Genomic DNA, 18,462 nt, shown 5'->3' on the forward strand with positions numbered 1-18,462 from the left:
GGTTTAGCCCGGATCAGCGCAACGCTATTCGGGCTTGGCGGCAGCCTTTAGGCCCGAGGCTGCTCAACCTGTACTGATAGATTTACTTCCCGCTGTACTTACCGCTCGTGACGCAGGGGTATAGATTCCTGGGGTGCAGTCAATTGTGAACCTGCGCTCCGGGAGGTTGTGATGCGTATTGCCGTTCTGACGTTCGAAGGCTTCAACGAACTGGACTCCTTTGTCGCCGCGGGCATTCTCAACCGCATGCGCGGTAAGGGCTGGGAAGCGCAGATCACCTGCCCGCAGCCGTCGGTGACCTCCATGAATGGCGTGGTCGTGCAGGCCCGGCAGCCACTGGAATATGCCAATGGCGCCGATGTGGTGCTGTTCGGCAGCGGCATCCATACCCGTGATATCGCCCAGGACCCTGCCATTCTCGATCGCCTGCAACTCGACCCGCAGCGCCAGCTGATAGGCGCGCAATGCTCCGGCACCTTGCTGATGGCGAAACTGGGGTTGCTTGGCGAACTACCGGCCTGCACCGATCTAACCACCAAGCCCTGGGTGATCGAGGCGGGCGTGCGCGTGCTGGATCAGCCGTTCTATGCCCAGGGCAACCTGGCCACAGCTGGCGGCTGCCTGTCCGCCCCCTACCTGGCGGCCTGGGTGATCGCGAAGCTGGCGGGAGAGGATGCCTGTGCCACGGCGCTGCATTACGTAGCGCCAGTGGGTGAGAAAGAGGCATTCATGGAAAGGGCGCTGGCGGTGATCCGTCCTTACCTCTGATGGAGTGGGTAGGGCGGGCGAAACCCACCCTGCAACGCTGACTATCAAACGCTGCATGATGGCATTCGACCCCCAACAATAAGCCCGGAATGTCCGGGCTTATTGTTGTGTCAGGTACGAGAAGTCAGCTCTGCAACTCCGGCAGATCCCGGAACAGCTCCAGCGCCTGCGGGTTGGCCAGGGCGTCGGTGTTTTTCACCGGTTTGCCGTGCACCACGTTGCGGACCGCCAGTTCGACGATCTTGCCGCTGATGGTGCGTGGGATATCCGCCACGGCGATGATCTTGGCCGGCACATGGCGCGGGGTGGTGTTGGCGCGGATGACCTTGCAGATGCGGGTCTTCAGCTCATCGGTGAGTGCCACGCCAGCGCGCAGGCGGACGAACAGCACCACCCGCACATCGGCGTCCCAGTCCTGGCCGATGGCGATGGATTCCAGCACCTCCTCGACCTTTTCCACCTGACGGTAGATCTCCGCGGTGCCGATGCGCACGCCGCCGGGGTTGAGTACGGCGTCCGAGCGGCCATGGATCACCAGGCCGCCGTGCGCGGTTTCCTCGGCGTAATCGCCATGGGCCCAGATGCCAGGGAAGGTGTCGAAATAGGCGGCCTTGAACTTCTCGCCCTGCGGGTCGTTCCAGAAGCCCACCGGCATCGAGGTGAAATGCCTGGTGCAGACCAGTTCGCCTTTCTCGCCTTTGACCGGCTTGCCGTCGTCATTCCAGACCTCGACGGCCATGCCCAGGCCCTTGCACTGCAATTCGCCACGCCGCACCGGCAGCACCGGGTTGCCGAGGGCGAAGCAGGAGACGATATCGGTGCCGCCGGAAATCGAGGACAGGCACAGATCGCTTTTGATCTCGCGGTAGACGTACTCGAAGCTCTCGTGGGAGAGCGGCGAGCCGGTGGAGAGGATGGCCTTCAGGCGTTCCAGCTGGTGCGTGCTGCCGGGCTTGGCGCCGGCCTTTTCCAGGGCGGCGAGGTACTTGGCGCTGGTGCCGAAGATGCTGATGTTTTCCGCGTCGATCAGGTCGATCAGGCGTTCTGCGCCAGGATGGAAGGGTGAGCCGTCGAACAGTACCAGGGTGGCGCCCAGGGCCAGGCCTGAGACCAGCCAGTTCCACATCATCCAGCCGCAGGTGGTGTAGTAGAACAGCGTGTCGGAGGCAGTGAGGTCGGTGTGCAGCCCGAGCTCCTTGACATGCTGCAACAGCACGCCGCCGGTGCCATGGACTATGCACTTGGGTACGCCGGTGGTGCCGCTGGAGTAGAGGATATAGAGCGGCTGGTCGAAACCGACCTGGGTGAATTCGGGTTCGCCGCCGGCCTGGTAGAAGTCCGCCCAGAGGGCGACTTTGGCAGGGGTCTGGAAGTCGCTGGCCTTGGCTTCGGCGCGGGCGTAGGGCACCACCACCAACTGTTTGAGTGAGGGCAGGCGTTCGAGGATTTCGTTGAGCTTGCCAGTCAGGTCGAGGTTCTTGCCGGCGTAGCGATAACCGGCCGAAGCGATCAGTACGGTCGGCTCGATCTGGCCGAAACGGTCGATCACGCCCTGGGTGCCGAAGTCCGGCGAGCAGGATGACCAGGTCGCCCCGAGGCTGGCGCTGGCGAGCATGCCGACCAGGGTCTGCCAGGTGTTCGGCATAAAGGCCGCGACCCGGTCGCCCAGGCCGACGCCGGCGGCCTTCAGGCTGCGTTGCAGACCGGCGACCTGCGCCGCCAGTTCGGCGTAGCTCAGCTCTTCGCGCGAGCCGTCTTCGCCAATCGCAACCAGCGCCGGGTGCTGGTCGCGGCGGCGCAACAGGTGCTCGGCGAAGTTCAGGGTGGCGCCGGGGAACCACTGCGCGCTGGGCATGGCCGGGCCTTCTTCGAGTACGGCCCGCGGCTGGCGGCTGAAACGGATCTCGAAGAACTCGACTATGGCCAGCCAGAAGGCCTCGCGCTGCTCCACGCTCCAGGCATGCAGCGCGGGGTAGTCGGCCAGTTGCAGGCTGTGGCGCCGGTTGACGAAGCGGCGGAAGGCATCCATCCGGGTGGCGGCGATGCGGGCCGGGGAGGGGGTCCAAAGTGGCTGGTTCATCTGCGCTCCCATCGGTGCTGATTGTTCGGAGCCGCACACTGCGGGCGGCTGGAACCGCATGCTTTGCATAATGGCACGGAGCCGGGGGCTTTGCCCTGCAGGGGGGCCGTCAGGCGCCACCCGGCTGTATTTCGACCCGCGGCAGGTCCAGGCTGTTCCAGTCCCTGACGTGCAGCAGTACATCGCTGAGGGCCTGCGCGGCGCTCGACAGCTTGTGCTCGGCAAGCCGCAGCAGGCCGACGCGCCGCTCCACCTGCGGCCCGTACAGGGCCACGCAGCGGGCGCCGAGTTCCTGCATCTGCTGGATGCACAGGCTCGGCACGGCGCTGACCCCGAGGCCCTGCGCGACCATGCGGCCGACGGTCACCAGTTGGTGGCTCTCGAAGGCGACCGGCAACCTGCCGTGCTGGGCCGCGATGCTTTCCTCCAGCAGCAGGCGCACCGCCGAGGGACGCTGCAGGGTGATGAAGTTCTCCCGCAGCAGCTCCGCCCAGCTCACCGCGGGTCGCCCGGCCAGTTCGCAATCCGCCGGCACCACCGCGACGAAGCGGTCGGTGTAGAAGGGCGTGAAATCCAGGCGTTCGAGCGAGTCCGGCTCGAAGGCGATGCCCAACTCGACGCGGCGGTTGCGCACCATCTCCAGCACCTGTTCGTTGATCACGTCATGCACCGCCACGTTCACCCTTGGGTGGCGGTCGCGGAACGCCTTCAGCGCCACCGGCAGCAGGTTGCCGGCGAAGGAGGGCATGGCGGCGATGGAGACCTTGCCCAGTTGCAGGGTGAAGTGCTGGCGCAGCAGCTCCTCGGTGTTGTCCCAGTCCGCCAGCAGGCGCCGGGCGATGGGCAGCAGGGTTTCGCCCTCCGGCGTCAGGCTGACGCTGCGGGTGGTGCGCACCAGCAGCTGGCCGCCGAGCGACTCTTCCAGGGTCTTGATCGCCAGGCTCAGGGCCGGCTGGGACAGGTGCAGGCGCTCGCAGGCCTGGGCGAAGCTCAGGCTCTGCGCCACCGCGAGGAAGGCACGCAGCTGCTTGATGGTCATTGATTTGTTTTAGTGATTAATAGTTAAGAAAAACAAACTTAACAAATCAGTCCGCAGAGGTGAAGCTCTGACTCGCTTTAGACAACTACAAGAGGCGCAGCAGCATGAGTGGACTCGACAAGCGGGTAGGCAGCTACGAGGAGGCCCTGGCCGGGCTGACCGACAACATGACCGTCCTCGCCGGTGGCTTCGGCCTGTGCGGAATTCCGGAAAACCTGATCGCCGAGATCCGCCGCCGCGGCGTCAGCGGGCTGACCGTGGTCTCCAACAACTGCGGCATCGACGGCTTCGGCCTGGGCGTGCTGCTGGAAGACCGGCAGATCCGCAAGATGATCGCCTCCTACGTGGGCGAGAACGCCCTGTTCGAGCAGCAACTGCTGAGCGGCGAGCTGGAGGTCGAGTTGACCCCGCAAGGCAGCCTGGCCGAGAAACTGCGCGCCGGCGGCGCCGGCATCCCGGCCTTCTACACCGCCACCGGTTATGGCACGCCGGTCGCCGAAGGCAAGGAGGCCCGCGAGTTCAACGGCCGCCACTACATCCTCGAGCCGGCGATCACCGGCGACTTCGCCATCGTCAAAGGCTGGAAGGCCGACCACTTCGGCAACGTGATCTACCGTCACACCGCGCAGAATTTCAACCCCATAGTCGCCACCGCCGGCCGCATCACCGTGGTCGAGGTGGAGGAGATAGTCGAGCCGGGCGAACTGGACCCGACCCAGATCCACACCCCGGGCATCTACGTCGATCGCATCATCCAGGGCAGTTTCGAGAAGCGCATCGAGAAGCGCACCCTGCGCGCCTGACCATCCACGACTAAACAACAAGAGAATTCCGACATGGCACTTACCCGTGAACAGATGGCTCAGCGTGTGGCGCGCGAGTTGAAGGATGGTTACTACGTCAACCTGGGCATCGGCATCCCGACCCTGGTGGCCAACTATGTGCCGGAAGGCATCGACGTGATGCTGCAGTCGGAGAACGGCCTGCTCGGCATGGGCGCCTTCCCCAGCGAGGACGAGGTGGACGCCGACATGATCAACGCCGGCAAGCAGACCGTGACCGCGCGCACTGGCGCCTCGATCTTCTCCTCGGCCGAGTCCTTCGCCATGATCCGCGGCGGCCATGTCGACCTGACCGTGCTCGGCGCCTTCGAGGTGGACGCCAACGGCAACATCGCCTCCTGGATGATCCCCGGTAAACTGGTCAAGGGCATGGGCGGCGCGATGGACCTGGTGGCCGGTGCCGACAACATCATAGTGACCATGACCCACGCCTCGAAGGACGGCGAGTCCAAGCTGCTGTCCCACTGCAGCCTGCCGCTCACCGGCTGCCGCTGCATCCGCAAGGTGCTCACCGACCTGGCCTACCTGGAGATCGAGAACGGTGCCTTCATCTTGCGCGAGCGGGCGCCGGGCGTCAGCATCGAGGAGATAGTCGCCAAGACCGCCGGCCGGCTGATAGTGCCGGACGATGTCGTGGAAATGAGCTTCTAAGAACAGCTGCGGGAACCGCTCAGGCCGTTCCTCTCGACCGGAGATTCACCATGCAAGAAGTCGTTATAGTCGCCGCCACCCGTACCGCCGTCGGCAGTTTTCAGGGCTCGCTGGCGGGCATTCCTGCCGTCGATCTGGGGGCGGCGGTGATCCGCAGCCTGCTCGAGCAGACCGGCCTGAATGGCGCGCAAGTGGACGAAGTGATCTTCGGCCAGGTGCTGACCGCCGGCGCCGGACAAAACCCGGCACGCCAGGCCGCGATCAAGGCCGGGCTACTCCATGCGGTGCCGGCGCTGACGCTGAACAAGGTCTGTGGCTCCGGCCTCAAGGCCCTGCACCTGGGCGCCCAGGCGATCCGCTGCGGCGACGCCGAGGTGATCATCGCCGGCGGCCAGGAGAACATGAGCCTCTCCGCCTACGTCATGCCGGGCGCCCGCACCGGCCTGCGCATGGGCCACGCGCAGGTCATCGACACCATGATCAGCGACGGCCTGTGGGATGCCTTCAACGACTACCATATGGGCATCACCGCGGAGAACCTGGTGGACAAGTACGGCATCAGCCGTGAGGCCCAGGACGCCTTCGCCGCCGCCTCGCAGCAGAAGGCCGTGGCCGCCATCGAAGGCGGGCGCTTCGCCGAGGAAATCACCCCGATCCTGATTCCGCAGCGCAAGGGCGAGCCCCTGGCCTTCGCCACCGACGAACAGCCGCGCGCCGGCACCACGACCGAGGCCCTGGGCAAGCTCAAGCCGGCGTTCAAGCAGGACGGCAGCGTCACCGCCGGCAACGCCTCCAGCCTCAACGACGGCGCCGCCGCCGTGCTGCTGATGAGCGCCGCCAAAGCCAAAGCCCTCGGTTTGCCGGTGCTGGCGCGCATCGCCGCTTACGCCAATGCCGGCGTCGACCCGGCGATCATGGGCATCGGCCCGGTCTCGGCGACCCAGCGCTGCCTGGCAAAGGCCGGCTGGACGCTGGAGCAGCTGGACCTGATCGAAGCCAACGAGGCCTTCGCCGCCCAGGCCCTGGCGGTCGGCAAAGAACTCGGCTGGGAGGCCAGCAAGGTCAACGTCAACGGCGGCGCCATCGCCCTCGGCCACCCCATCGGCGCCTCCGGCTGCCGGGTGCTGGTGACCCTGCTGCACGAGATGATCAAGCGCGATGCCAAGAAAGGCCTGGCCACCCTGTGCATCGGCGGCGGTCAGGGCGTGGCGCTGGCCATCGCCCGCGACTGACCTAAGGCACTCCCACCTGCCATCCAACCCCGCTCGTGGGGTTCGGAAAGAAGTCGACGCCACGCCTATTCGATGGGCGTGGCGTTTTCGTTTTCTAGCGGTGGAAGGGCCTGCGGGGGCAGGCGTACAGACGGGCGCCGCGGTGCCGGAGACTGCGGTCAAGGATATGCCCGCGCTTAGGCGGGCGTCCGTACCAGGCGGGCGCGGGCCACCCGCGAACCGTTCTCCTTGCCGAGCACCGCGCAGATGCGCTGGCCGGCGGCGATCAGCTTGTCCAGGTCGACGCCGGTCTCGATCCCCAGGCCATTGAGCATGTAGAGCACATCCTCGCTGGCCACATTGCCGCTGGCGCCCTTGGCGTAGGGGCAGCCGCCGAGGCCGGCGACCGAGCTGTCGAATACCTTGATGCCCTCCAGCAGGCTGGCGTAGATATTCGCCAGGGCCTGGCCGTAGGTGTCGTGGAAGTGCCCGGCGAGTTTCTCGCGGGGTATCTCGCGGCCGACCATCTCGAATAGCCGGCGGGTGGCACTCGGCGTGCCGGTGCCGATGGTGTCGCCGAGGGACACTTCGTAGCAGCCCATGGCGAACAGCTCCTTGGCCACGCTGGCGACCTGCTGCGGCGCGACGTCGCCTTCATAGGGGCAGCCGAGCACGCAGGACACGTAACCACGCACGCTGATGCCGTGCTGTTTCGCCGCGGCCATCACCGGTACGAAGCGCTCGAGGCTTTCGTTGATCGAGCAGTTGATATTGCGCAGGGAGAAGGCTTCGGTGGCGGCGGCGAACACCGCAACCTCCTTGACTCCGGCCTCGACAGCGGCTTCGAAGCCCTTGAAGTTGGGCGTCAGCGCGGCATAGGTCACGCCGGCCTTGCGCTGGATCTGGGCGAAGACTTCGGCCGAGCCAGCCATCTGCGGCACCCACTTCGGCGATACGAAGCTGCCGGCCTCGATGTAGCTGAGGCCGGTGGCGGACAGTTCATCCACCAGCCGGACCTTATCCGCCACGCTGATGGGTTGGGCCTCGTTTTGCAGGCCATCGCGCGGGCCGACTTCGACCAGACGGACGTGTTTGGGAATCGCCATTGCTTCACCTTTACGTAGGGTGGATGACGCTTTATCCATCCACCTGTGTTGTCTTGTCATGCCCACCACCGGACTGGTGGAAAACCGCTGCGCGGGTTTTCCACCCTACGCCTCTTCCAGCTCTACCAGTACGGTGCCTTCGCTGACCATTTCGCCTTCGCTGCAGTACAGCGCCTTGACGATGCTAGCCTGTGGCGCGCGGATGCTGTGCTCCATCTTCATCGCCTCCAGCACCACCAGGGCGGTACCGGCCTCGACGTGCTGACCGGCTTCGACCAGGACCCGCACGATACTGCCGTTCATGGGGGCGGTCAGCCCGCCATGCTGGTGATGGCTGGCTTCGACCTCGGCGATCGGGTCGAAGTACTGCACCGCCCGCAGTTCGCCTTGCCACTGCAGATAAAGCCTAGGGCCCTGGCGGATCGCCAGGTGTTGGCTGCGCGTGCCGTTGTGCTCGACGACCAAGCGTTCGCCGCGCAGTTGCACGGCGCTGTCGCTGCCTGTGCTGCGCAGGCGCACGACTTGCTGCTCGCCGGCGCAGGTCAGGTGCAGATCGGTTTCAGTCGGCAAGCCGGCGCGCCAGCCGGTGGAAACGGCCCAGGAGGAATGCCGGTCATCCTCGCGCTGGCGCGCCGGTTCGCTTAGGGCTAAGGCGTGCGCGGCCAGTTGCCAGAACTCGGCGGGCAGGGCGCTGGCTGGCGGCAGCAATTGCTCCTGGTAGCGCGGGATAAAACCGGTATCCAGTTCGGCGGCGGCGAACGCCGGATGGGCGAGTACGCGCCGCAGGAACGCCAGGTTGGTTCTCACCCCACCGACGGCGGTTTCACCGAGCATCGCCAGCAGGCGCTGACGGGCTTCCTCGCGGGTCTCGCCCCAGGCGATCAGCTTGCCGAGCATCGGATCGTAGAACGGCGACACCGTATCGCCTTGTTCTACGCCGCTGTCTACGCGGCGGCCAGGGCCGGCAGCGGACTCACGGTAAAGCGCGAGGGTGCCGGTGGCGGGCAGGAAGTCGTTGTCCGGATCTTCGGCATACAGGCGCACTTCGATGGCGTGGCCAATCAGCGGCACCTCGGCCTGGGTCAGGGGCAGCGGTTCGCCACGGGCCACGCGAATCTGCCAGGCGACCAGGTCGAGGCCGGTAATCGCCTCGGTGACCGGGTGCTCGACCTGCAGGCGGGTGTTCATCTCCATGAAGAAGAAGTCGCCACGCTCGTCCAGCAGGAACTCCACGGTGCCGGCGCCGACATAGCCGATGGCCTGGGCGGCGCGTACCGCCGACTCGCCCATGGCCTTGCGCAGTTCCGGGCTGAGGCCGGGGGCCGGCGCCTCTTCGACCACCTTCTGGTGGCGGCGCTGGATCGAGCAGTCGCGCTCGTTGAGGTACAGGCAGTTGCCGTGCTGGTCGGCGAACACCTGGATTTCGACGTGGCGCGGCTTCAACACATACTTTTCGACCAGCATCCGCGAATCGCCAAACGACGACTGTGCTTCACGCTGGGCCGAGGCCAGTGCCTCCGCCAGCTCGGCTTCGCGCTCGACCACCTTCATGCCTTTGCCACCACCACCGGCGGCGGCCTTGAGCAGTACCGGGTAGCCGATGCGTTCGGAAGCGACGCGGAAGGTCTCCAGGTCCTGCGCTTCGCCGTGATAACCCGGCACCAGCGGTATGCCGGCTTCTTCCATCAGCGCCTTGGCGGCGGATTTGCTGCCCATGGCGTCGATGGCGCTGGCCGGTGGGCCGAGAAACAGCAGGCCGGCGTTCTCGATGGCGCGGGCGAAGCCGGCGTTCTCGGAGAGGAAGCCATAGCCCGGGTGAATCGCCTGGGCGCCGGTGGCCTTCGCGGCGGCGATCAGTTTATCCACCAGCAGGTAGCTCTCCGCCGGTTTGGCGCCGCCAAGATCGACCGCGATATCCGCCTCGCGCACATGGCGGGCGTTGCGGTCGATGGCGCTGTGGACGGCCACGGTGGTGATCCCCAGGGCCTTGGCCGTGCGCATCACCCGGCAAGCGATCTCGCCACGGTTGGCAATCAATAAGGTGCTAATCATGCTTCGGGCTCCTGCCAGGCGGGTTTGCGCTTGTCGAGGAAGGCGCGCAGGCCTTCTTGCCCCTCGGGGCTGACGCGGATGCGGGCGATGGCGTTTTCGGTATAGCGGCGCAGGGCCGGGGTCAGCACGCCGCTGCCGACTTCCTGGAGCAGGGTCTTGCTGACCTGCATGGCCTGCGGGCTGTTGAGCAGCAAGTTGTCGACCCAATTGCTTAGGGCTCGATCCAGCTCCCCCGACGCGTAGCACTCGGCGAGCAGGCCCAGTTGTTGGGCCCGTTCACCGCTGAAACGCTCGGCGGTCAGCGCATATCGCCGTGTCGCGCGCTCGCCAATCGCCTGCACCACGAAGGGGCTGATCACCGCCGGGGCCAGGCCGATGCGCACTTCGGACAGGCAGAACTGCGCATCGCTCGCGCCAATCGCCATGTCGCAGCAACTGATCAGCCCCAGTGCGCCACCAAAGGCGGCGCCTTGCACCACGGCCAGGGTCGGCAGCTTGAGGTGGTAGAGGTTGTGCATCAGCTCGGCCAGTTCGCGCGAGTCATTCAGGTTGGCGTTGTAGTCGAGGGTCGCCGAGTGCTGCATCCAGGCCAGGTCGGCCCCTGCGGAAAAGTGCTGGCCGCGGCCACGCAGCAGCAGGAAACGCAGGCTGCGGTCGGCCTGGACGGCATCCAGGGCGAGGATCAGCTCGCGGATCATCTCGGCGTTGAAGGCGTTGTTCTTCTCCGGGCGATTGAGCCACAGCGTGGCAATGCCGCGCGGATCTTTTTCCAGTTGTACGGTGGTGAAGTCGGTCATGGTCATTCCTGTAGGGTGCGCTGTGCGCACCGATACGTTGAACATTGGTGCGCGCGGCGCACCCTACATGCGAAAGACGCCAAAGGTGGTCGGCTCGATAGGGGCATTCAGGGACGCGGACAGTGCCAGCGCCAGCACCTCGCGGGTTTGCGCCGGGTCGATCACGCCGTCATCCCAGAGCCGCGCGCTGGAGTAGTAGGGGTGGCCCTGGTGCTCGTACTGTTCGAGGATCGGCTGTTTGATCTTCGCTTCATCCTCGGCGCTGAGGCTGTGGCCGCTGCGTTCCGCTTGTTCGCGTTTGACCTGCGCCAGTACCCCGGCGGCCTGTTCGCCGCCCATTACGCCGATTCGCGCGTTCGGCCACATCCACAGGAAGCGCGGATCGTAGGCGCGACCACACATCCCGTAGTTGCCCGCGCCGAAACTGCCGCCGATGATCACGGTGAACTTCGGCACCCTGGCGCAGGCCACCGCGGTTACCAGTTTGGCGCCGTGCTTGGCGATGCCGCCGGCTTCGTACTTCTGCCCGACCATAAAGCCGGTGATGTTCTGCAGGAACAGCAGCGGAATGCCGCGCTGGCAGGCCAGTTCGATGAAGTGCGCGCCTTTCTGCGCGGACTCGGCGAACAAGATCCCGTTATTGGCGATGATCGCTAGCGGATAGCCCTGGATATGCGCAAAGCCGCAGACCAGGGTGGCGCCGAACAGCGCCTTGAACTCATCGAATTCGGAGCCGTCGACCAGCCGCGCTATCACCTCGCGCACATCGAAGGGGTGTTTGGCGTCGGCCGGGATCACGCCGTACAGTTCATCGCCGGCATACAGCGGCAGGCGTGGCGTGCGGCTATGCAGTTGGCCTTGTTTGCGCCAGTTCAGGTTGCCGATGCAACGGCGGGCGAGGGCCAGCGCATGCTCGTCGTTCTCGGCGTAGTGGTCGGCGACCCCGCTGGTCTTGCAGTGCACATCGGCACCGCCGAGGTCTTCGGCGCTGACCACTTCACCGGTGGCGGCCCGCACCAGCGGCGGGCCGGCGAGGAAGATCGTGGCCTGGTTGCGAACCATGATGGTTTCGTCGGACATGGCCGGCACATAGGCGCCGCCGGCGGTGCAGGAACCCATCACCACCGCAATTTGGGGAATCCCCATGGCGCTCATATTGGCCTGGTTGAAGAAGATTCGGCCGAAGTGTTCGCGGTCCGGAAACACCTCGTCCTGGCGCGGCAGGTTGGCGCCGCCGGAGTCGACCAGGTAGATGCATGGCAGGCGGTTTTCCCGGGCTATGGTCTGCGCGCGCAGGTGCTTCTTCACCGTCAGCGGGTAGTAGCTGCCGCCTTTGACCGTGGCGTCGTTGGCCAGGATCATGCACTCGATGCCTTCGACACGACCGATCCCGGCGATCACGCCGGCGGCCGGCACGTCCTCGCCATACACCTCGTGGGCGGCCAGCTGGCCGACTTCCAGGAAGGGCGAGCCGGGGTCGAGCAGGCGATTGATCCGTTCCCGCGGCAGCAGTTTGCCGCGCGAGCGGTGCCGCTCCTGCGCCTTGGCGCCGCCGCCTTCGTGGACGCGGCCGAGCAGGGCACGCAGGTCGTCGACCTGCTTGAGCATGGCCGCGTTATTGGCGGCGAACTCCGGCGTGCGGGTATTGATCTGGGTGTTGAGGATGGCCATGGGAAGTCCCTGTAGGGTGCGCCGCGCGCACCATCATGTTTGCCCGGTGCGCATGGCGCACCCTACGGGTTACTTGGTCTCGTTGAACAGCTCGCGCCCAATCAACATGCGGCGGATTTCGCTGGTGCCGGCGCCGATTTCGTAGAGCTTGGCGTCGCGCAGCAGGCGGCCGGTGGGGAACTCGTTGATGTAGCCGTTGCCGCCGAGGATCTGGATCGCATCCAGGGCCATCTGCGTGGCGCGCTCGGCGCTGTAGAGGATGACCCCGGCGGCGTCCTTGCGGGTGGTTTCGCCACGGTCGCAGGCATTCGCCACGGCATACAGGTAGGCGCGGCTGGCGTTGAGCTGGGTATACATGTCGGCGACCTTGCCCTGGATCAGCTGGAACTCGCCGATGCTCTGGCCGAACTGCTTGCGGTCGTGGATGTAGGGCAGCACGACGTCCATGCAGGCCTGCATGATCCCGATGGGGCCGCCGGAGAGCACCACACGCTCGTAGTCCAGGCCGCTCATCAGCACCTTCACGCCGCCGTTGAGCACGCCGAGGATGTTTTCTTCCGGCACTTCGACGTCATCGAAGAACAGTTCGCAGGTGTTCGAGCCGCGCATACCGAGCTTGTCGAACTTGCTGCTACGGGAGAAACCTTTCCAGTCGCGCTCGACGATGAACGCGGTGATGCCCTGCGGGCCTTTCTCCAGGTCGGTCTTGGCGTAGATCACATAGGTGTTGGCGTCCGGGCCGTTGGTGATCCAGGTCTTGCTGCCGTTGAGGACGAAGTGCTCGCCCTTGCGGTCGGCGCGCAGTTTCATCGATACCACATCGGAGCCGGCATTCGGCTCGCTCATCGCCAGGGCGCCGATATGCTCGCCGGAGACCAGCTTGGGGAGGTATTTGGCTTTCTGCTCGGCAGTGCCGTTGCGGTTGATCTGGTTGACGCAGAGGTTGGAGTGGGCGCCGTAGGAGAGGCCGACCGAGGCCGAACCACGGCTGATCTCTTCCAGTGCGACCACGTGCGCCAGGTAACCGAGGCCCGAGCCGCCGTATTCCTCCGGGACTGTGATGCCGAGCAGGCCCATGTCGCCGAACTTCTTCCACATGTCAGCCGGGAAGAGGTTGTCGCTGTCGATGGCGGCAGCACGCGGGGCGAGTTCAGCGGCAACGAAGGCTTGAACCTGGTCGCGCAGCATGTCGATGGTTTCGCCGAGGGCGAAGTTGAGGGACGGATAGCTCATGGTTCCACCTATGATCTTTATGATTAGGTTTAAACGGTAAGGTCTTGTTGTTTAAGCGTTTCGGCGAGTGCGATATGGCAGCGTTCCTCGGCCGTATCCAGCTCCAGCTGCATCTGCTGGATATCTAGCAGTTGCTGTTCAAGCTGCGCGCGGCGCTCGGTGATCTTGCGCATAAAGGTTTCCAACTGCTTGCGATTGCCGCCGCTCGGGTCGTACAGCTCGATCAGCTCACGGCATTCGGCGAGGGAAAAGCCGATGCGCTTGCCGCGCAGAATCAGCTTCAGGGAAACCTTGTCGCGTGCCGAATAGATGCGTTCCTGGCCACGCCGCTCCGGCGTGAGCATGCCTTGCTCTTCATAGAAGCGGATGGCACGGGTAGTGATATCCAGTTCGCGGGCAAGGTCGGAAATGCTGTAGGTCGTAGACATGGATGAGTGCTCGCAATGCGTTTACCTTTACGTTAACGTAAAGCTACAAGGCAGGGCTGTCAATAACCGAACGCTGTGCACGGCCTTTACTGTCAGCGGGTCTAGGTGTAGACATTTTACAGCGTGCGCGTTTTGTCATCGGCCACCCTAGCCCAGCCAGTCGATCGGGGCGGTGTTGATGCAAACCCAGCCGGAGTGAGAGATGAGCCAATCATTTTCAACAAAAATAATAAGCACCGACCCGCTGCATGAGTCCCGACTGGTTCGGGAGAAACTGATTGTCGATGGGCAGTTGCCGCAAGGTCTGCTGCGTGACGAAATCGATGCGTCCTGGCGGCGCAGTATCGGCCATGGCCTGAGCTGCATCGATGAAGAAGCGATCGGTTTGCACCTGAGCAATGACCTCGCGTTATTGCTGGCGCAGAACCGCGTGCTGATCGATGCCGCCACCCCCGAGCTGGACTACCTGATCGCCCAGCAAGGTAAAGGCGGGCTGATCGTTCTCGGCAATGCCGATGCGACTGTGCTGGCCGTCGAGGGGCAAACCGAATACCTCAAGGCCTTCGAGCTACGCGACCTGGCGCCGGGCAACTGCTGGAGTGAAGCGCTGCGGGGCACCAATGCCCTGGGCACGGCCGTGGTGGAAGGCCGGCCGACCCTGATCAACTGTGGCGAGCACTACCTGGATCGCTTGAGCCGGTTCTCCTGCACCTCGGTGCCGATCAAGAATCCACTGGGCCAAGTCATAGGAGTCATCGATCTGACTCGCGAAGGCGTGTTGACCCAGCCGCAGGACAGCCTCGCGACCTTGATGCTGGTGGCCAGCAATATCGAGGGCCGGCTATTCGGCGCTTTTTATCCCGAGCAGATCATTCTGGCGTTCCACAGCCGCCAGCAATACTTGGGGTCCGCCTGGCACGGCCTGTTGGCGCTGAGCCTGGATGGTGAAGTGCTGGCGGCCAACCAGCAGGCCTGCGATCTGCTGAAACTGCCGAGGGCGAGCCTGCTCGGGCGTCGTTGCCAGGACTTTCTCGGCGGCCGTAGCGGCCAGTTCATCTCCCGTCTGTTGCAGGGCGCGGTCAGCAGCGTGCAAACCGCCAGCGGCGAGTTCTTCTTCAAGGCGCTGCAGGTTCCGCGCTGCGCCGCCATGGCCACGCCTGCGGCCGCACCGAAAGCCGCCGCGCCGAAACGCCTGCTGCTGGAAGAGCTGGCCGGTAGCAACAGCCGCTTCGCCCGCTCGTTGCGCATGGCCCAACAAGGTCTGGCGGGCGGCCTGCCGGTGTTGCTGCTGGGCGAAACCGGCACCGGTAAGGAAGTGGTCGCCCGGGCGTTGCATCAGGCCAGCGTGCGTGCCGATAAACCTTTCGTCGCAGTGAACTGCGCGGCGATTCCCGAAGGCTTGATCGAGTCGGAACTGTTCGGCTACCGCGAGGGGGCGTTCACCGGCTCACGCAAGGGCGGCATGCTCGGGCGCCTGTTGCAGGCCAATGGCGGCACGCTGTTTCTCGATGAAATCGGCGATATGCCCTTGAGCCTGCAAGCCCGCCTGTTGCGTGTGCTCCAGGAGCGCAAGGTGGCGCCTTTGGGCGCCGGCGAGGAGCAGGACATCGACGTGGCGGTGATTTGCGCCACCCACCGCGACCTGAAGCAGCTGGTGCAGGACAAGAGCTTCCGCGAAGACCTCTATTACCGAGTCAACGGTGTGAGCCTGCGGCTGCCGGCGCTGCGCGAGCGGGACGACATCGACGGCTTGATCGCCACTGTGCTGAACAAGCTGGGCGCCAGCCATATAAGCATCGACCAGGAACTTGGGGAACTGCTCGCCCACTACGATTGGCCGGGCAATATCCGCCAGCTGGAAATGGTCTTGCGCGCCGCGCTGGCCATGCGTGAAGGGGCGGAAACCGAATTGGGCCTGGAGCACCTGACCGACAGCCTGCTGGACGATCTGACCGCCAGTTGCCGGCAACCCTGCGGGCGTATCCGTGAGAACGAACTGGAGCTGATTCGCAGCTCCCTCGACCGGCACCACGGCAATGTGTCCGCCGCGGCCGACTCCCTAGGCATCAGCCGCGCGACCCTGTATCGCAAGCTGAAGCAGTTCCGCGCATAGCATTGATGCGGACGCCAATTCCGGCGCCCGGCTTCCCCCCGATTGGATGGCGTTGATCACCGATGTCCAGGTTTTTGCTCCGCTTTATCGAAACAGACGCCCCGGCAACTTTTCAGCAGGCGATTGCCTGGCTGTTCGGTTTCGTGCGCCCGCACCTGCGCGCCATCCTCGGCCTGCTGGCGCTCTCGCTAAGCGCCTCGCTGCTGGTGCTGGCGCAGCCCTGGCTGACCAAGATGCTGATCGACGACGGCTTGTTGGCCAAGGACTTCGGCGTGTTGCTGAAGGTGGCACTGGCGATGATTGCGGTGGGCATTTTCAGCACGCTGCTGGCCGGGATCAACCGCTACCTGCACACGCGCTTGTCCGGGCGGATTCTGTTCGCCCTGCGCGATGCGCTGTATCAGCACCTGCAGCGGCTGTCGCCGGCATTTTACGGGCGCAAACGGATCGGCGATCTGCTCTCGCGGCTGGATGGCGATGTCGCGGAAATCCAGCGTTTCGCCGTGGATTCGCTGTTCTCGGCGGTCTCCAGCGTGATCGGCCTGCTCGGCGCGGTGGCCTTGTTGCTGACGCTGAACTGGAAGCTCGCGCTGATCGTCGCCCTGTTGATCCCGTTGGAAGTCCTCTGGTTGCGCTGGATGCGCCGCAAGGTCGAACGCAATGTGCGCCAGTTGCGCGAACGCTCGGCGGATGTCTCCTCGTTCCTGGTGGAAACCCTGCCGGCGATGAAATTTATCCAGTCCGCCGGCCAGCAGCAGCGCGAATCCCAGCGCCTGCAACATCTGGGCGACAGCTATATGAGCCAGCTGCTGAGGTTGCAGGTGACCGAGTTTTTCACCAACGCGGTGCCGGGCACACTGACCTCGCTCTCCCGCGCCGGGGCCTTTCTGATCGGCGGCTATTGGGTGATCCAGGGCACCTGGCAACTGGGCGCGCTGATCGCTTTTTCCACCTATCTGGGCATGGCCGTGGGGCCGGTGCAGAGCCTGCTGGGCCTGTACGTGGCCCTGCAGCGCATGAGCGTCAGCCTCGGGCGGGTGATGGAGCTCAAGCGCGAGCCGGCCCAGGTCAGCCAGCCGGCGCAGCCCCGCGATTTGCCGGCTGGTGTGGGTGACTTGAGCTTCGAGAACGTCTGGTTCGGCCACGACCAGCGCGCGCAGCCGGTGTTGCGCGGGCTCGACGCGCAGATTCCGGGCGGGCTGAAAGTAGCCATCAGCGGGGCCTCGGGGGTCGGTAAGTCGACGCTGATCGACCTCTTGCAGCGGTTCTACGATCCGGATCAGGGCTGTATCCGCCTGCAAGGCATCGACTTGCGGGAGCTGGATCTATTTGCCCTGCGCCGGCGCATCGCCGTGGTCAGCCAGGACATCGTGCTGTTTCGCGGCAGCCTGGCCGACAACCTCAGCTACAGCGCGCCCCAGGCCAGCCGAGGGGAAATCGAGAAGGTCGCCCAACTGGCGCAGCTCGACGGCTTGATCGAATCACTGCCGCTGGGGCTGGACAGTCTGCTGGGCGAACGCGGCCAGCAACTGTCCGGCGGGCAGAAACAACGCATAGCTATTGCTCGCGCCTTGCTGCAGGACCCATTGATTCTGGTGCTGGATGAAGCCACCTCGGCGGTCGATGAGGCCACCGAGCGGGAAGTGATCGCCGCCATCGACCAGCTGTTCATTGGCCGTACGCGGATTCTCATCAGCCACCGGCCCTCGACCCTGGCGCAAGCCGAACTGCGCTTCGAGCTGCACGACGGCCAGTTGTTGGCCTGCGCTATTGAGGAGCCAGCGCAGCATGGTCGCTGAGTTGCGCATCGGCATCATCGACAGTGGCCATAGCGCCGCGCAGGCCGATCAGGTACTGGTCGCGCGGCGTTTCTGGCTGGCGGATGACAACTTGCAGGAGGGCGCGGCCCAACCGGATCGCCTCGGGCACGGCACGGCGGTGCTGAGCGCCATCGCCGAGCGCGCGGCTGCCGTGCAATTTTGCCTGGCCCAGGTGTTTAGCGAGCGCTGGCTGACCAGCCCGCTGCAAATCGCCGCGGCGATTTACTGGCTGATGGAGCAGGACGTGGCGCTGATCAACCTGAGCCTGGGCGTACGCCAGGACCGCCCGTTACTGCGTGAAGCCTGCGAGGCCGCGCAGGCGGCCGGCATCCTGCTCTGCGCGGCCAGCCCGGCGCGCGGTGAGCCGGTGTTTCCGGCCAGCTATCCCGGTGTGCTGCGGGTCACCGGCGATGCGCGCTGTACGGGCGGGCAATGGTCCTGGCTGAACAGCCCGCAGGCGGATTTCGGCGCGCCTGTGGCCTCGGCAAGCGGCGGCCTGGCCGGCGCCAGTATTGCCAGCGCAGTGCTCAGCGGGCATGCCGCGGCTTATCTGCTGGAGCATCCCGCAGCCAGCGTGGCGGCGCTGCTCGAACATCTGCGCAGCCAGGCCGCCTTCGTCGGCCCGGAGCGGCGTGGGCTGGTGTCTTGATG

The 18,462-nt window shown here is 65.2% G+C and carries 15 protein-coding genes; 7 read left to right on the forward strand and 8 right to left on the reverse strand.

Going from position 1 to position 18,462, the window contains the following annotated elements; all coding sequences use genetic code 11:
• Positions 1-171: 171 nt before the first annotated feature.
• The gene (locus tag FFS13_RS14325; RefSeq protein ID WP_137819757.1) at positions 172-768 is read left to right on the forward strand and encodes a DJ-1/PfpI family protein; all 597 of its coding nucleotides are present in this window, start codon (positions 172-174) and stop codon (positions 766-768) included.
• Positions 769-892: 124 nt separating this feature from the next.
• On the opposite strand, the gene FFS13_RS14330 is transcribed toward FFS13_RS14325, so the two are convergent.
• Both FFS13_RS14330 and FFS13_RS14335 read right to left on the reverse strand, forming a co-directional pair.
• Positions 893-2,848: an acetoacetate--CoA ligase gene (locus FFS13_RS14330; protein WP_137819758.1), complete on the reverse strand. Its 1,956-nt coding sequence runs from the start codon at positions 2,846-2,848 to the stop codon at positions 893-895.
• Between the two features lie 109 nt (positions 2,849-2,957).
• Entirely contained in the window at positions 2,958-3,887 is a 930-nt protein-coding gene (locus tag FFS13_RS14335) for a LysR family transcriptional regulator (protein ID WP_137819759.1), read from the reverse strand.
• Between the two features lie 104 nt (positions 3,888-3,991).
• On the opposite strand from FFS13_RS14335, the gene FFS13_RS14340 reads away from it, so the two are divergent.
• Genes FFS13_RS14340 through FFS13_RS14350 form a run of 3 tightly spaced genes read left to right on the forward strand, consistent with a single transcriptional unit; the run spans position 3,992 to position 6,612 of the window.
• Positions 3,992-4,690 (forward strand): CoA transferase subunit A, encoded by a 699-nt coding sequence (locus FFS13_RS14340; RefSeq protein ID WP_137819760.1) that lies wholly within the window; start codon positions 3,992-3,994, stop codon positions 4,688-4,690.
• 33 nt (positions 4,691-4,723) lie between these two features.
• Entirely contained in the window at positions 4,724-5,380 is a 657-nt protein-coding gene (locus FFS13_RS14345; RefSeq protein WP_137819761.1) for a CoA transferase subunit B, read from the forward strand.
• A 50-nt stretch (positions 5,381-5,430) separates the two neighbouring features.
• Positions 5,431-6,612, forward strand: a complete 1,182-nt coding sequence (locus FFS13_RS14350) for an acetyl-CoA C-acetyltransferase (protein WP_137819762.1) — start codon at positions 5,431-5,433, stop codon at positions 6,610-6,612.
• Positions 6,613-6,788: 176 nt separating this feature from the next.
• Here FFS13_RS14350 and FFS13_RS14355 read toward each other — a convergent pair whose 3' ends face one another.
• From FFS13_RS14355 to FFS13_RS14380, 6 genes are all read right to left on the reverse strand, one after another.
• Positions 6,789-7,697: a hydroxymethylglutaryl-CoA lyase gene (locus FFS13_RS14355; RefSeq protein ID WP_137819763.1), complete on the reverse strand. Its 909-nt coding sequence runs from the start codon at positions 7,695-7,697 to the stop codon at positions 6,789-6,791.
• Positions 7,698-7,802: 105 nt separating this feature from the next.
• Complete coding sequence (locus FFS13_RS14360) at positions 7,803-9,749, reverse strand: acetyl/propionyl/methylcrotonyl-CoA carboxylase subunit alpha (RefSeq protein WP_137819764.1); 1,947 nt, start codon at positions 9,747-9,749, stop codon at positions 7,803-7,805.
• Entirely contained in the window at positions 9,746-10,546 is an 801-nt protein-coding gene (locus tag FFS13_RS14365) for a gamma-carboxygeranoyl-CoA hydratase (RefSeq protein ID WP_137819765.1), read from the reverse strand. Before FFS13_RS14365 ends, FFS13_RS14360 begins: the two co-directional genes overlap by 4 nt.
• 63 nt (positions 10,547-10,609) lie before the next feature.
• Entirely contained in the window at positions 10,610-12,217 is a 1,608-nt protein-coding gene (locus tag FFS13_RS14370; RefSeq protein ID WP_137819766.1) for a carboxyl transferase domain-containing protein, read from the reverse strand.
• A gap of 69 nt (positions 12,218-12,286) precedes the next feature.
• On the reverse strand, positions 12,287-13,450 hold the full coding sequence (locus FFS13_RS14375) for an isovaleryl-CoA dehydrogenase (RefSeq protein WP_137819767.1): 1,164 nt from the start codon (positions 13,448-13,450) through the stop codon (positions 12,287-12,289).
• Between the two features lie 29 nt (positions 13,451-13,479).
• Positions 13,480-13,878 carry a MerR family DNA-binding transcriptional regulator gene (locus FFS13_RS14380; protein WP_137819768.1) on the reverse strand — a complete coding sequence of 133 codons (399 nt, stop codon included), beginning with the start codon at positions 13,876-13,878 and terminating at the stop codon, positions 13,480-13,482.
• Positions 13,879-14,080: 202 nt separating this feature from the next.
• Between FFS13_RS14380 and FFS13_RS14385 the strand changes: the two genes are divergently transcribed.
• From FFS13_RS14385 to FFS13_RS14395, 3 genes are all read left to right on the forward strand, one after another.
• Positions 14,081-15,991 carry a sigma-54-dependent Fis family transcriptional regulator gene (locus FFS13_RS14385; RefSeq protein WP_137819769.1) on the forward strand — a complete coding sequence of 637 codons (1,911 nt, stop codon included), beginning with the start codon at positions 14,081-14,083 and terminating at the stop codon, positions 15,989-15,991.
• Between the two features lie 62 nt (positions 15,992-16,053).
• Positions 16,054-17,790: an ABC transporter ATP-binding protein gene (locus FFS13_RS14390; RefSeq protein ID WP_137819770.1), complete on the forward strand. Its 1,737-nt coding sequence runs from the start codon at positions 16,054-16,056 to the stop codon at positions 17,788-17,790.
• Positions 17,780-18,460 (forward strand): S8 family serine peptidase, encoded by a 681-nt coding sequence (locus FFS13_RS14395; RefSeq protein WP_137819771.1) that lies wholly within the window; start codon positions 17,780-17,782, stop codon positions 18,458-18,460. Before FFS13_RS14390 ends, FFS13_RS14395 begins: the two co-directional genes overlap by 11 nt.
• Positions 18,461-18,462: the final 2 nt, after the last annotated feature.

Source organism: Pseudomonas sp. 2FG, assembly GCF_005502935.1.
Lineage (GTDB): Bacteria > Pseudomonadota > Gammaproteobacteria > Pseudomonadales > Pseudomonadaceae > Aquipseudomonas.

Coding starts and splice junctions, on each gene's coding strand:
- FFS13_RS14325 (WP_137819757.1), top strand. CDS start 172: ATGCGTATTGCCGTTCTGACGTTCGAAGGCTTCAACGAACTGGACTCC.
- FFS13_RS14330 (WP_137819758.1), bottom strand. CDS start 2,848: ATGAACCAGCCACTTTGGACCCCCTCCCCGGCCCGCATCGCCGCCACC.
- FFS13_RS14335 (WP_137819759.1), bottom strand. CDS start 3,887: ATGACCATCAAGCAGCTGCGTGCCTTCCTCGCGGTGGCGCAGAGCCTG.
- FFS13_RS14340 (WP_137819760.1), top strand. CDS start 3,992: ATGAGTGGACTCGACAAGCGGGTAGGCAGCTACGAGGAGGCCCTGGCC.
- FFS13_RS14345 (WP_137819761.1), top strand. CDS start 4,724: ATGGCACTTACCCGTGAACAGATGGCTCAGCGTGTGGCGCGCGAGTTG.
- FFS13_RS14350 (WP_137819762.1), top strand. CDS start 5,431: ATGCAAGAAGTCGTTATAGTCGCCGCCACCCGTACCGCCGTCGGCAGT.
- FFS13_RS14355 (WP_137819763.1), bottom strand. CDS start 7,697: ATGGCGATTCCCAAACACGTCCGTCTGGTCGAAGTCGGCCCGCGCGAT.
- FFS13_RS14360 (WP_137819764.1), bottom strand. CDS start 9,749: ATGATTAGCACCTTATTGATTGCCAACCGTGGCGAGATCGCTTGCCGG.
- FFS13_RS14365 (WP_137819765.1), bottom strand. CDS start 10,546: ATGACCGACTTCACCACCGTACAACTGGAAAAAGATCCGCGCGGCATT.
- FFS13_RS14370 (WP_137819766.1), bottom strand. CDS start 12,217: ATGGCCATCCTCAACACCCAGATCAATACCCGCACGCCGGAGTTCGCC.
- FFS13_RS14375 (WP_137819767.1), bottom strand. CDS start 13,450: ATGAGCTATCCGTCCCTCAACTTCGCCCTCGGCGAAACCATCGACATG.
- FFS13_RS14380 (WP_137819768.1), bottom strand. CDS start 13,878: ATGTCTACGACCTACAGCATTTCCGACCTTGCCCGCGAACTGGATATC.
- FFS13_RS14385 (WP_137819769.1), top strand. CDS start 14,081: ATGAGCCAATCATTTTCAACAAAAATAATAAGCACCGACCCGCTGCAT.
- FFS13_RS14390 (WP_137819770.1), top strand. CDS start 16,054: ATGTCCAGGTTTTTGCTCCGCTTTATCGAAACAGACGCCCCGGCAACT.
- FFS13_RS14395 (WP_137819771.1), top strand. CDS start 17,780: ATGGTCGCTGAGTTGCGCATCGGCATCATCGACAGTGGCCATAGCGCC.